At 45.2% G+C, this 13917-nt stretch carries 13 protein-coding genes; 4 read left to right on the forward strand and 9 right to left on the reverse strand.

Annotated features, from left to right (window positions below):
• The first annotated feature begins 71 nt into the window (after nt 1-71).
• Both NIE88_RS15700 and NIE88_RS15705 read left to right on the forward strand, forming a co-directional pair.
• A complete protein-coding gene (locus NIE88_RS15700; protein ID WP_253063549.1) occupies nt 72-950 on the forward strand; it encodes a cation diffusion facilitator family transporter in 879 nt (292 codons plus the stop codon).
• 78 nt (nt 951-1028) lie between these two features.
• Nucleotides 1029-1667 (forward strand): cupin domain-containing protein, encoded by a 639-nt coding sequence (locus NIE88_RS15705; RefSeq protein ID WP_253063551.1) that lies wholly within the window; start codon nt 1029-1031, stop codon nt 1665-1667.
• A gap of 367 nt (nt 1668-2034) precedes the next feature.
• On the opposite strand, the gene NIE88_RS15710 is transcribed toward NIE88_RS15705, so the two are convergent.
• Nucleotides 2035-2880, reverse strand: a complete 846-nt coding sequence (locus tag NIE88_RS15710; RefSeq protein WP_253063553.1) for an oxidoreductase — start codon at nt 2878-2880, stop codon at nt 2035-2037.
• 80 nt (nt 2881-2960) lie between these two features.
• Here NIE88_RS15710 and NIE88_RS15715 point away from each other — a divergent pair, with 80 nt between their 5' ends.
• Nucleotides 2961-3338 (forward strand): MerR family transcriptional regulator, encoded by a 378-nt coding sequence (locus NIE88_RS15715; protein WP_253063554.1) that lies wholly within the window; start codon nt 2961-2963, stop codon nt 3336-3338.
• Nucleotides 3339-3600: 262 nt separating this feature from the next.
• On the opposite strand, the gene NIE88_RS15720 is transcribed toward NIE88_RS15715, so the two are convergent.
• From NIE88_RS15720 to NIE88_RS15735, 4 genes are all read right to left on the reverse strand, one after another.
• Nucleotides 3601-4986 (reverse strand): glutamate-cysteine ligase family protein, encoded by a 1386-nt coding sequence (locus tag NIE88_RS15720; RefSeq protein WP_253063555.1) that lies wholly within the window; start codon nt 4984-4986, stop codon nt 3601-3603.
• Nucleotides 4987-5393: 407 nt separating this feature from the next.
• On the reverse strand, nt 5394-5831 hold the full coding sequence (gene aac(6'), locus NIE88_RS15725) for an aminoglycoside 6'-N-acetyltransferase (RefSeq protein WP_253063556.1): 438 nt from the start codon (nt 5829-5831) through the stop codon (nt 5394-5396).
• A 172-nt stretch (nt 5832-6003) separates the two neighbouring features.
• Nucleotides 6004-7380: an amino acid permease gene (locus NIE88_RS15730; RefSeq protein ID WP_253063557.1), complete on the reverse strand. Its 1377-nt coding sequence runs from the start codon at nt 7378-7380 to the stop codon at nt 6004-6006.
• 117 nt (nt 7381-7497) lie between these two features.
• Nucleotides 7498-8202 (reverse strand): nitroreductase family protein, encoded by a 705-nt coding sequence (locus NIE88_RS15735; RefSeq protein WP_309247050.1) that lies wholly within the window; start codon nt 8200-8202, stop codon nt 7498-7500.
• A 160-nt stretch (nt 8203-8362) separates the two neighbouring features.
• On the opposite strand from NIE88_RS15735, the gene NIE88_RS15740 reads away from it, so the two are divergent.
• Entirely contained in the window at nt 8363-8851 is a 489-nt protein-coding gene (locus NIE88_RS15740) for a MarR family transcriptional regulator (protein ID WP_253063558.1), read from the forward strand.
• A gap of 15 nt (nt 8852-8866) precedes the next feature.
• Here the strand turns inward: NIE88_RS15740 and NIE88_RS15745 are convergent, their stop codons facing one another.
• The 4 genes from NIE88_RS15745 to NIE88_RS15760 form a co-directional block, all read right to left on the reverse strand.
• Nucleotides 8867-10333, reverse strand: coding sequence for an MDR family MFS transporter (locus NIE88_RS15745; protein WP_253063559.1), 1467 nt, complete (start codon nt 10331-10333; stop codon nt 8867-8869).
• Nucleotides 10334-10487: 154 nt separating this feature from the next.
• Nucleotides 10488-11084 carry a DUF4811 domain-containing protein gene (locus tag NIE88_RS15750; protein ID WP_253063560.1) on the reverse strand — a complete coding sequence of 199 codons (597 nt, stop codon included), beginning with the start codon at nt 11082-11084 and terminating at the stop codon, nt 10488-10490.
• A 19-nt stretch (nt 11085-11103) separates the two neighbouring features.
• Complete coding sequence (locus NIE88_RS15755; protein ID WP_253063562.1) at nt 11104-12579, reverse strand: MDR family MFS transporter; 1476 nt, start codon at nt 12577-12579, stop codon at nt 11104-11106.
• A 306-nt stretch (nt 12580-12885) separates the two neighbouring features.
• Nucleotides 12886-13914, reverse strand: coding sequence for an NADH:flavin oxidoreductase/NADH oxidase (locus NIE88_RS15760; RefSeq protein ID WP_253063564.1), 1029 nt, complete (start codon nt 13912-13914; stop codon nt 12886-12888).
• Nucleotides 13915-13917 lie beyond the last annotated feature (3 nt).

A 13917-nucleotide genomic window follows, 5' to 3' on the forward strand; every position in this document is an offset into this window, starting at 1 on the left:
GTCATTTTTTTCATTAGATCAAAAAATATTCCTGTACATGACTTCAGCAAAAAGAAAGTCAGGTGTTCGTGATGATCCAAGATAAATACATGAATTTAAAGTTAAGCGAAAGAGGAGCGATCATCAGTATCGTCACCTATCTCGTTTTGTCAGCATTGAAATTGTTTGTCGGTTTGAGCATGGGATCGCGGGCACTCAGTGCCGACGGATTTAATAATGTGACCGATATCGCCGCATCGGCCGCCGTTCTGATCGGCCTGCGCCTCTCCCAGCGCCCGGCGGACAGCGATCATCCATACGGTCATTGGCGCAGCGAAACGATTGCTTCGTTGTTTGCCTCTTTTGTCATGATGGCTGTTGGCGTTCAGGTCTTTTTCGACGGTGCGAGATCAGTTTTTACAGGACATGAGGAAAAGCCGGATCTTCTCGCTGCCTGGATCGGCTTATTCTGCGCCGCAGTCATGTTTTTCGTTTATGCGTATAATAAACGATTATCCACGCGGACAAAAAGCGCGTCGGTACTGGCAGCCGCTAAAGACAATCTGTCCGATGCGTGGGTCAGTGTCGGCGCAAGTGCCGGCATTATCGGTACGCAGTTTCATCTTCCATGGCTTGATTCGGTTGTCGCTCTTTTGATCGGCGTCATGATCTGCAAAACGGCGTGGACTATTTTCAAAGAATCGTCCTACAATTTATCGGATGGCTTCGACGATGAACTCTTGAACTCGTTTAACCAAATTGTTCATTCTGTCTCCGGTGTTGAAGGTGTTCGTGATATCCGCGGCAGAACTTATGGAAATAACACGGTCATCGATTTAGTCATCGTCGTTGATCCGAACATGGGGCTTAGAGAGGCGCACCAAATCTCATCGCAAGTGGAGAAAGTGCTGATGGACAAATACGATGTCTTCGATGTACATGTTCACGTCGAGCCAAACGAACACGATTAATTTAAAAATGAGGAACCCTCCATCATATCTTGTCATAGGGTATAGCGTTTAGCCCATTAAAAATGGAGGATGACGCACATGCAAGTAAATCCATCTGATCCTTCTTTTCACCTGTCCGCAGACTCAACGAAGACGATTGCTGAACGGCGTGATGCGAAGAATTACATCAGCCAATTGTTCGGGCCGCAATTTCCGGAAATAAAAAACGGATTTTTCAATGCCCATATGACCCGAGGCATCATCATTCAGCCGCACTGGCACACCAATGCTTCTGAGATGGTCTTCATGATCAGCGGTTCGGTGATTACATCAGTGTTTAATCCGTTTACGCAAAAGTTGATGAGTTATCAAATCGGTCCCGGTGAGGTTTCGATGCTGCCGAAAGGCTGGTTTCACTGGATTATCGCATTGACCGATGATGTCCATCTGCTGACTATCTTTGATGTGCCCACACCCGATGTTGTCTTCGGCTCTGATTTTCTCCGATTCACACCGGCAGAAGTGATGAACCGTGCCTATTGTATTGATCCTGCTGCCTACGCACAAACCGTCGCGCCGATCCGCAAATCAACTATTCTCGGTCCTCCGACAGACTGTGCTGGTGCCAATCTGCCGAATGTCAATCACGCTCAACCGAGCATTCAGCAACACCAGAGTTATTTTGCCGATCCCACAATGCCAAATCCAAACGCACGCTCACAAGAAAGAGCTTTTTAATGTGGTTGGAAAATTTCATTGAAGATAAGGATTTTTTTGTGATCAATACAAAGATTTAAACTTAAATCGAGTAAGGTTGGAATTTCACCCACAAAATCGTGCGTGAGCCTCTCGATTTGTACGGGTTCTACCATTTATTCTTTATGGGTCCCATCCTAATGAGCCATGTAAGAATAGTCAAGTTTTCTTTTGACCAGCTTTGCTTCAACCATTATTCAGTTCTGCGTGATCGGCCTCTGAGGTGTTGGAATTAGCCTTCATCAAAGGGTTTCTTACTCCCAAATCTGTAACGGAGACACCCGCCAAGTTGTTGTCCATTCCGAGCACAAAAAAACAGAGCCAACTGTGGCTCTGTTTTTTTAATGAATTACTCCCAGTATTTTTCATCACCAAAGTCAACATGAGTCGATACTGGTTCCCATGTTTCCAAATCCTTTTTAATCGATTTCAGCTGAAGACGCGCATTTTGAACAGCATCCTTGCCGAGCAGCAAATGAATGGGACTTTCTTCCGCTTCAATTGCTTTTATGATTGCTTGAGCTGCCAGCAACGGGCTTCCGGGCTGCGTGCCGGATTTCTTGCGTGTAAAAGTAATGCGCTGCTCTGCAGTATCTGCATAATCATCAATGATCTCTTTACGGTCCAATGCTGAACGGCCGGCCCAATCCGTGCGAAAAGCACCGGGTTCGACCAAAGTTACTTTAATACCCAGCGGGGCAACTTCTTTTGCCAAAGCCTGCGATAATCCTTCTACTGCAAATTTCGTTGCGTGATAGTAGCCGAATGCAGGGAATGCCGTCAAACCGCCTATTGATGAAAAATTGACAATGTGACCGCTGCGCTGTTTGCGCATGAAAGGCAGAACCGCACGCGTCAGATCGCTTAATCCCCAAAAGTTCGTTTCAAAAAGATTGCGGACCTCATGCTCGTCACATTCCTCGACAGCACCAAAATAGCCATAACCGGCATTGTTGACCAATACGTCAATCCTTCCGAACCTTTCAAAGACCTGTTTCACTGCGCTGCGAACATCCTTTTTTTTGGTAACGTCCAGTGTCAGCGCCATTGCCTGTTCCTGCCCGTCAACCAAATCATGAATTTGATCAACATGCCGTGCGGTCAGTGCAACCGGATAACCTTTTTTTATTAATACTTCTCCAAGGCTGCGGCCAAAACCGGTTGACGTTCCAGTAATTAACCATATTTTTTTCATCATTTCATCTCCCAATTTTTGATACAATGAAGTATACTTGTTGGAGTTAACTCCATGTCAAATGAAACGAGGCGGTTTTTTTGTCTTATTCCATTGGTGAATTTTCACAACTTGTCGGATTAAGTGCGGACACCCTGCGCTATTACGAAAAAGAAAACCTGATCTATCCCAATCGAGATAAGAACAACCGCCGAGTCTACACGGACGAGGATAAGTCGTGGCTTTTATTCATTTTAAGGCTGAAGGAAACCGCTATGCCCATTAAGCAAATCAAAACATATGCCCGCCTGCGTTATGAAGGAGATAAAACATCTCAAGAACGCATGCACCTTTTGCTGGAGCATCGAAAATTCATGCTCGAACAGCGGCGCACGCTTGATGAGAATATTGACCATTTAAATCGGAAAATCGCTAATTACCAGAAACAGTTAAATGAACGGCAAGGCATTCAATCATAACGAAAGATCTCTGTCTACTTTTAGACAAACTGCTTAACATAAATGACACGATCAACACAAACATCTATTGTATTTAAGCCAACGTTAATGCAATTCTTATAGATTGGGCTGATAAAATGCGCTATGATATTACCGCATAGACAAATAAGATATCGGTTGTGGATCGGAAAATACCGGATTTTCGCTTGAGAAACCGCAACCCGCGCGGATACCAAAAGAGCACAGAGCCGCTTTATCCCTGCACCATAAAAATGATCCGACTTCAGTCAATTTCTGCATAGCGCCGAATAAGCGCATCCATCGGTATTCCATCTGATAACGCACACAAATAGTCGGTCGCGGGATTGGTCCCCCGGTCAGCCCGATCATAAAGCGGCTCTAAAAAAACCGTTTCTTTTTTGCCGCGTCTTTCAAGACCGATTTGAGCAAGATCAAGAATAGACAGGATCAGATCACGCAGCTGATTTCGATCAATGAAATCCGGCATAATCCCCTTGCAAAAGACCTTGCGCAATGCTTCAGCATCCTGCCCATGACCGTATAGCACACGATCTCGCGCAAGCAGCTCTTTTAATTCCGGAAGCCTTTCGATAAGACCGATATGAAACGCCGCTACGGTCATGTTGTCTTTGATGGGCTGACAGCAGCAGCTGCGAAACTCAACGGTGCCGCGATAAGTTAAGTCTTCTAATTTGAATGTCCTTAGATACTGCAAATCTTCAATTTTCGGTGTGAAAACCATTTTTTGATAGGCCGACCCGTTCCAAAATTCACCGATTCGATCACTGCCGCTGAAGTAGTCGGAGACAGGAACCGGCGTAAAATTAATGTAGGTCCCATTCCGCATCACACAATACATGCTCTCCTGCTGCATATAATCAAGTAAATCCTCTATAGAAGCCAAATTCTGTCTATAAAAGCCAATGTTCTTCGGATTCAGCCCATGCATACTGTTTTCCCACAGCATATCGCGAACGCAAATAGCGTTCCCTTCTTCCTCAGGCATAACCGAATTTGAAAATAATAACGCCTTAATCGGTTCTAGTTTTTCAAATGTTTGAATAATCTCTAACAGTTCTGAATCATGAAGATCAATTTGTACTTGCGAGGCACAGGAAAACATTCCAAAATTAGAATAGGGATGAAAAAAATCAGGATGCCTATAGTACTTATAGAGTCCCAGAAAGTGAAACAGCATCCGATAACGTTCATTAGAGATGGGAGTGTTATCGTTCCTATTACGATAAGGATTCACACCCATTCCTGTCAGTGAATGACAAAAAGATCGGAGAAAGCGGCTGATAAAACGATAGTAAGTGACAAACCGTTCATTTAAAACGAAGAGATCGCTCTCTTTGCCAAGGGAAAGCTCCAGTGTATTGTAGGAGCAATCATACGACAGTGAGTCACCATGTTGGAGATCCTCAAGCAAAGAGACATGACCATCATCATCCCTCGCCAGTGTTTTCATGTGAAAACGATTGGCAAAAGCCGAGGTCAGCCGATGTACCACTGAAAAATCAACAGGCCGCGCATCCATATGAACAATAGGCATTTCAATTTCAATGCCGATGGATCTTTCTCTTTTGTTGGTAGTCGGAGCAATGTAGCGATCATAAAGGGCGTTTCTTACGGCAGCTTTGTTCATTGATCATTCTCCATCTTTTGGATTAAAACTTTAACAATGTCCCTAGATTATAGCACTGGAATCGGCATCAATCCAAATAGGATATACATGATTATTGAGTATTTGTCCGTCCAAGCTGCATCAAGCTTTAAGCATGTAATTTATATTTCAAAGAAACTTGTCTTACGATAAAAAAACAGTGAAATGTCTAGATTGACGAAAGTTAGTGGGGAGATGCTCCAATAAATAAAGTTCATTGATCAGCGGCTCCGTTTTTATGTATTGTGTATATAAATATGAAATAAGTGTCGATTCACAAAAAAGCCCTCTGACCCGAGCAATCAGAAGGGCTTTAAATTGTGTTTGAAGACGGAAATGTTCTCACCAAAAAGCACCACTAATCCCAAGGGCTGATTCGCGTCTTCTGTTTACAGGTCTTTAATGAATGAAATCGTTCGATTCACTTCGTGAAAGCCCGCACCGATATGAAAAGAATAACCGGACTGATTCGACAGCTCCGTGTCTGAAGCGATTTGCCGGCAGTCCTTAGCCTTCGCCCACAGTTCTGCCGCTTCCACTAAATTGTGCGCGACGCCATTACGTCTGCATTCAGGCTTCACATAAATTCCTTCTATATATCCTGTCGGGCTTCCAACTGTTCCCGCAGCATAATCATTCCGAATCGACATATGGATAAACGCAATGAATGCTCGCTCCCGCTTGATCATGTAAAACACATGGTTGGTGGAGTGAAGCAGCTTCTGTGTTTCCTCCAGCAATTCCTCACGTGTATGATGCGGCCACAGTTCAAGTTCCAGATTGATAAGTGCGTCCAGTTGATTGATTGTTCCTTTAAAAATTTCCATAGGAAACTCCTTCGTGCGCCATGTCTTCTCTTCTTATTTTACCGTGAATTCAAATAAGCGAAAGTAAAAAATATAGATTTTTTCTGTTAACTGCTGACTGTATCTTTCACTTCCATATACCCAGCATTAAAAGAGGCCGCCCTTTTGTGGACAGCCTCTTTTTCAGTTTTATTTAAGATAAGTTTTCACGTTCAGGTGACGCCGTATCTTTTTTCACCAAAAAAGATATGGTAATCAGGATCACCATGATTGCAAGACAGGTCAGCGTCCCGACACGATTTGCTGCGTTGATCACAAAGGTTATAAAAATTAACGTCAGCGAAACCAATCCGACAATAGTCATATATGGGAATCCGGCCATTTTGAAAAACGGGAGCTGTTTATAGCTCGGTCGCAGCTTCAATTCAGCCGCGCAGATTGCGATCCAGACAAGGCAAATGGTGAATCCGGGAATGCTCATTAATTGATTGATAATTTGACTGGGCGATAAGTACGCCAGCACAACACCGACAGCTAGGAAACTTGTCGTCAGTGCGATCCCGCCAAGCGGGACACCTTTTTTAGACAGTTTGCGCACAAAGCCCGGCGCTTCGCCGCGTTCAGCCATTGCATACAGCGTCCGCGTCGTCGCATAAATTCCCGAATTCGCTGCCGAAAGCACAGCAGTCAGCAGCACAAAATTCATCAAATGCGGCACACCCGGCAGACCAACCGCTTCAAACACTTGAACGAACGGACTGCTCTCAGTTGCAGAAACACTGCTCCACGGCATCATGCCGCAAATGATAATGATCGGTAGAATATAGAACATGATCACTCGCGATACAACGCTTTTAATGACCTTCGGCAGAACATGTTCCACATCCTTGGCCTCCGTTACCGTCAAACCGATCAATTCGGAGCCGCCGTATGAGAAGATAACAACAAGAAGTGCTGAAACCATTCCGCCGAACCCGTGTGGAAAAAATCCGCCGTATCCAAACAGGTTCTTCATTGGATTGGCAGGGCTCGGGACTATACCGAAAAGAATCAATAGTCCGAGAATAATAAACACAATGATCGCACCAATTTTGATTCCGGCGAACCAGAATTCGAATTCGCCATAAAGGCCAACCTGAAAAAGATTAATGCCGATAATAAACAAACCGCAAAGACCGGCAAGCACCCATAAAGGGACGCCGGGAAACCAATAATTGAGAAAGCTTCCCGCGGCCAGAATTTCAACAATCGTCACGATCATCCAGTTGATCCAATACAGCCAGCCGATCATAATTGACGTGCGAAAACCAAATGCCTGATGCATCAGGTGCTGAATGTTCAATCCCGGATAGGCAATCGCCATCTCCGCCAGCGCGACCATAACGATAAATAAAATCAGCCCACATACCAAGTAGGCAATTGTGACGCTCGGGCCAGCGATAGTCAATGTATCGCCGCTCCCTTTAAAAATGCCGGTACCGATCATTCCGGCCATAGCCATAAGCATAATATGGCGCGGCAGCAATCCGCGCTTTAATGATTGTTTCTTTTCTTCTGTTGCATGCATCATTCTTGTACCTTTCTCTTTATATTTAACACTTGCACTTTAATGCAATAAAGCGAGCAGCATTTTTAATTATACTTAGTTTCGGACGTCTGTCAATGGTCCGTATCCTACGAGCCTGTATTATCTCAGATCCAATCCCTTTCCTCTTACATAATCTGTCCAGAAGTCGAGCGGCAGATCCGCCGTGAGCATCTTTTTGTTTTTTCCCGACCAGCTTGCCTTTTGACTATTGCTGGAACGTGTTGTATAGTACCGCATTGTTTCTCGATCGTATTCTTCAACATCCGCTTTCAAATCCTTCGTGTAGTGGTCCTCAAAGAAAACCGCTTGTTGCGGAAGACGAGGCTTTTGCTCTGGAATCTGATCCGGTACACCAACCGCAAGACCGACAATCGGGATAACCAGCTCCGGCAATTCAAGCCAGCGTTCAAGCTGAGGGAGCGCGCGGGTCACCCCTGCAATAATCACACTTCCAAGCCCCAGAGACTCCGCCGCCAGATTCGCATTCTGCAAAGCAATTGAAGAGGAAACAAGCGCCATCTGATAGAAATAATTGAACGATAAATTACTTTTCATTTTTACCCGCTCTTCTTCGCTTGCAGTTTCCATCAAACGATAAAGATCAGCACAAAAGATAAATAAATAGCCGCATTCGACAATCGGCGGGTTCTCCGATCGACGTGCAAGCTCCTTCTTTCGATCTGGATCGGTGATACCAATGATTGAGTACGGTTGCATATTTGCGGAACTGGGTGCCTGCTGAGCCGCGTGAATAATTGCATTGATCTGTGCATGAGTAAGCGGCTGTTTCTTAAATTTACGGATTGATCAATGCTGATCTATGGTTTGTAAAACCTGATTCATAAAATCCTCTCCTTTTGGTTTCCACAGATACTATATTATATATGTTTTCTAAAAGAGTCAAATAGTTTCCTTGGAAACTTTATGTTATAATCATCGTAGTCAAAAGAGAGGATGTTACGCGATGAGCGATCATGAGGCACAGAACTATAAAAATAGGATTGGGAAAGCAATGCTGCGTTTGCTCGCCTATGAATCCAATGATGATTCCGAGAAGAGATGGCTGATCAATCGGATCGGTAATGAACGGATTTCGAAGCATCTGCACCGAATTTCTCCGCTTGCTTTACACACACTAGACGCCATCTGGAAAAAAGGACCGATTAATGGTGTTGCAATTGCTGATGAATTAGATGTAACAAAAGGTGCCATTTCAAAAGTAACCGCCAGGCTGCTTGATTACGGGTTCATTCGAAAAGAGAAACATCCGGGTAATAAGAAAGAAATTTATTTCTCAGCAACTCAGGATGGCGGGCTGGTCGCCGACTGTCATCAGGCGATGCATCAAAAAATGGATCAGCAGAGTATCGCATTAATGAGCGCGTATACGGCTAAGGATCTTGATTTAATCGCCGGTTTTTTGGAAAAATTAGCTGATCTTCGCCGGCCTTAAAGAACGACCACGCATTTACCGTGTGGAACGAGCAATATGCCGGTTCTCATTAATAAAAAAAGTCAGCGCCCAGGTCAGTACACAAAATCCGATAGCGACAAGAAATGCGGCATTCACACCGCTCAGCGCCGCATCGGTTTTCAGTAAATGGAATAAAGCAGGATCAGACCCGTACATGCTCTTTTCCGGCAATTCATTCTTGGTTACATCGGACATCACACTGATCAGAATGGCAGTACCGATTGATCCGATAATGGTGCGTATCGTATTAGTGACCGCAGTTCCATCACTCATAAGTGTATCAGGCAATGTATTCATGCCTGCCGTGGTCATTGGCATCATGACCATAGAGATGCCGAGAAAACGCACCGCATAGAGAACGATAATTGTGCCTAATTGTGTGCTCATGGTCAAAAAAACGAACGGAATTGTCCCTAATGTTAACAGCCCCATTCCTGTAACCGCAAGCTTGCGAATCCCTATTTTATCGAAAATAATTCCGGATAGCGGAGACATGAGCCCCATGACCACAGCGCCGGGCAGCATCACAAGTCCGGAAAAAAAGGCGCTTCCTCCTCGCACATTTTGAATATAAAGTGGCAAAACCAGTTCCCCGCCGAACATGACGACCATTAGTGTTCCGCCAACAACGACGGAAAGGCTGAACAGGGGTGAGCGAAAAACGCGTAGATTAAGCATCGGATTGTCTATGGTCAGCTCACGATAGATAAAACCAATAAGGCTGATTGCTCCGATCGTAAGCCCCGTGATTACAACGGGTGAGGACCAACCGTGATGACCGACACTGCTAAATCCATAAAGCAGTCCACCGAAGCCTAATGTGGACAGCGCGAGTGAGACAAAATCAATACTTTTCCGTTCAAGAGGAACAATTTTCCTCATCGCGGTTGGTGCAAGAAAAGCTGCCAATAGTGCAAAAGGGATAAAAGTACAAAAAAGAATGCGCCAATTGAAATGATCAATGATTAATCCGGCGCCGGTTGGTCCGATGACACGTGCAGAGGCAAGCACAAGACCGTCCAATCCCATCGCCATCCCTCTCTTTTTCTTTGGAAAAACGAGTAAAAGGATGGTCTGCATCAAGGGGATCATGATACCTGTCGCAACCGCCTGGATCAAGCGTCCAATCAACAAAGCTGGGAAATTAGGCGCCGACACTGCCAGCAAGGTTCCGGACAGAAAAATCAGCATGGCAGCCATATACAACTTTTTAGAACTGATACGATGCATCAGCATCCCCGTCACCGGAATCATGATCCCGTTCATCAGCAAAAATCCGGAGGTCAACCACTGCCCGGTATCCGCATCAATATGAAAATCGCGCATAATACCCGGAAGTGCAGTGGTGATGGCAGTATGGTTGGCGACAACGCAAAAAGTACCGACGAGCAGAACCGTAACCAAAAAAAATCGATTGTACGGTTTTCCGTCGCAATCGATGCTGCGCGTGTTCCCTTTCATTGCATCATTCTCCTTTAACATCGCGTTCAAATGGTTCCTATTTTTGTAGTATGGCTCAGTCGGCACTGATTCACTCATTGCAGCAGCGGATCACAAAATAGAATTGTAAAAAAACGCTCACCTGTATCGGTGCGCGCTTCCTGTGCTGTCCTTTTCACGATTGATCCGGCTGTTTTTGCTTCGCTTGCTTCTTTTGCATCTCTTTTTGCATCTTCTTCATTTCTTTCACACTCATCACCTGATGATTTTCGGGCAGGTAGAAAACATTGCGGGTCGAAACGAGAACATTTTTATTGCCACTGTATGCGAATAGTTTTTTATAAAAATCATTTTTGAACACACGGCGCTTCTTCTCAACCGCAAGATATGCCTCCTGATCCGTATTCTTTACCCTATTTTTATCGGTAATCTGTGTGTGCTTCATTTTCGGTTTACCCTGCTTCTCCACATTATAGATGTAGATCCGATCCTTGCCCGCATCTTGATGGAGCAGCATGAACGGAACTTGCGGACTTACCGCAGTACCCGTTGCGGAGTACAGCGAAACTTTTTGCGTATACACTTTTGTTTTCATACCGAAATGATTGTGCTCATTCATGATCAGCAATGTTTCGCTGCCAAGAAACACGATCAGTGCGAGTCCTGCCAAGCTGTAATGAAACCATCGATAGTTCGCGTATTTCTTCGATCCACTCGTGAAGATAAAGATGACGAAAAGTATGACACTTATGATTAACGTATATAAAATCACACCATCACTTCCTACTTAATTAATCAGCGCCTTGAGCAGCCGCCGGATGTTTCTCCTTGCTCTTAATGAAAAAGGTAAGAACGAGCGTCAGCAGGCAGAATAGAATGGCAACCATGAAAGCGGTATTCATGCCTTTTAAGGCAGCATCAATCGATTGATGCATGAATTGTGCCGGATCGCTGTGCTTCAAACTGCTGCTTGGCGCATTGTGTTTCGTCACATTCGTTAGAATACTGATCAGAACAGCCGTTCCAATGGACCCCGCCACCGTACGAATCGTATTGTTAACCGCGGTGCCATGGCTCATCAGTGAGTCGGGAAGTGCATTCATTCCGGCTGTCGTTACCGGCATCATAACCATCGAAATTCCTAAAAAACGTACGGCATACAGAACAATAATAGAAGCGTAGCTTGTATGCTGCGTCAGGAACATAAACGGCAATGTTCCGGCCGTCAAAAGAAAAATTCCGGTAATTGCCAGTTTACGCGAACCAATTCGGTCGAAAATCATGCCGGTCACTGGGCTCATCAAGCCCATGATGATGGCGCCGGGCAGCAGCATTAGCCCTGAATGCAGAGCACTTTCGCCTCTTAGGTTCTGAATATAAAGCGGAAGAACAAGCTCCGCTCCGATCATTGCCATCATAACGATACTGCTGATAACAACCGACAAGGTAAAAATCGGCGATTTGAATACTTTAAACTCCAGCATCGGTTCTTTCATTACCAGCTGCCGCCAAATGAATAGAACGATAAAGACGCAACCGATAATAAGCGGCCATATGACGCGGCCGTCCGACCATCCGTAATTGCCAACGCTGCTGAATCCATAGAGCATGCCGCCAAAACCAATGGTTGATAGCACAAGGGACAAGTAGTCAATCCGCGGATCTGTAAGCGGCACAACTTTTTTCATCGCTGCAAAGGCCAGCACAATGACTAGTGTCACAATTGGAATCATCATGTAGAAGAGCACGCGCCAGTTGTAGCTGTCGACAATCCATCCGGAAAGCGTCGGGCCGATCGCCGGTGCAAAGGCAACAACAAGTCCGCCCAGACCCATGACAATACCGCGCTTTTCTCTGGGCACAATTAATAGAGAAATGGTCTGCATCAGCGGCATCATTATTCCCGCACCCGCGGCTTGAATGATTCGGCCGGTTAAAAGGATCGAAAAGTTCGGTGCAACACCTGCTGCAATCGTCCCCAGTAAGAAAACGACCAACGCACTGATATACAGGGTTTTTGAGTTAATTTTATTAATAAGCAGTGCGGTAACCGGAATCATCACGCCGTTCATCAGCAAGAATCCTGAGGTGAGCCACTGTCCCGTTGCCGCCGTAATATCAAAATCTTTCATAATATCCGGGAGTGCCGTCGCAAGCAGTGTCTGGTTCAAAATCGTACAGAACGCACCGATCAGCAAAATAATAATTAAAAAGGTTCGATTATACGGTTTTCCGTTAATATCAACAGTCGTACTTTTTTGGGTCATGCATCTAACTCCTTTACTTGATACAAATAAATGCTAATTGTGATTTTATCTTGATTATTTGTACACAATTTCTCCCGCATATCCATGCAAATAAATTGTCCATAGTCGATGTTATCCCCCTTTTATGAACTTAATATGAATGAGGTTATTTATTTCATTAGTTAAGAAAATTATTTTGATCTGTACATCATAAGTGACGCCCTATGGCCCTCATGTACTGAATTCTTATCGATATGATTGAAAACGATGGGAATACACGAAAAAAACACCTTCTCTCTAAATTAAGGAGAAGGCGCTTTGTTTTAATCAGTGCGCGAATCCGGTCAGGTACTGCATCGGCACATTTGTGTCTTTATGCAACTTGGCAGCAGCTTCCAATGTCCAGTACGGATTTCTCAGCATACCGCGGCCAACAGCAACGAGTTCGGCATCTTCATTGCCAATCACTGCGTTAGCAAGCGCAGGATCATCCAGTCGACCAACGGCGATGACCGGCGTGCCGACCGCTTTGCGAACTTCTCGGGCAAATGGCACTTGATAAGCTGCGTGCGTCCCCGGTTTTCCGGCTGCGGCTATTGGACCTTCACCGCCGGCACTGACATGGAACAGATCCACGCCTGCTTCTTTGTACGATCTTGCCAAAGCGATACTATGATCCAGGCCATAACCGCCCTTGACATATTCAATGGCAGAAATACGCATAATCAGCGGCATACGGGCAGGCATTTCGCTTTTCGCAGCTCGTGAAACTTCAGTCCCGAACTTGGTAAGATCCTTGCCGTACTCATCGGTTCGTTTATTCGTAAAAGCCGATTGAAATTCATGAATAAGATAGCCATGCGCGCCGTGCAGTTCAATTGCGTCGAATCCTGCTTGAACCGCCCGTTTCACTGCCTGCGCATATTTATCAGGCATCGCTTTCACTTCATCAGTGGTTAATGCGCGCGGCGTTTTATACTGATCATTGAACGCAATTGCCGACGGGGCGACAGGAACCGGAGCATCCTGCGCTTTGCGCCCGGCATGCGCGATCTGAATGGCAACCTTTGCACCGTATTTATGGCAAGCGTCAACAATTCGCGCCAGCGCCGGGATTTGTTCATCTGACCAGAGACCAAGGTCATTGTCGGTAATTCGGCCATCTGGCTCGATATCAGTCATCTCAATAATAATCAGCCCCGCACCGCCAATCGCTCGGCTGACATAATGTACATAATGCCAATCCGTCGCAATGCCGTCCTTCTTCTCAACGGAATACTGGCACATCGGCGGCATGACAACACGATTTTTAAGTTTCAAGCCTTTGAACGTCCATGGTGTAAAAAGATCAATCATTTA

Origin of the sequence: Sporolactobacillus shoreicorticis (assembly GCF_024125445.1) — a bacterium.
Lineage (GTDB): Bacteria > Bacillota > Bacilli > Bacillales > Sporolactobacillaceae > Sporolactobacillus > Sporolactobacillus shoreicorticis.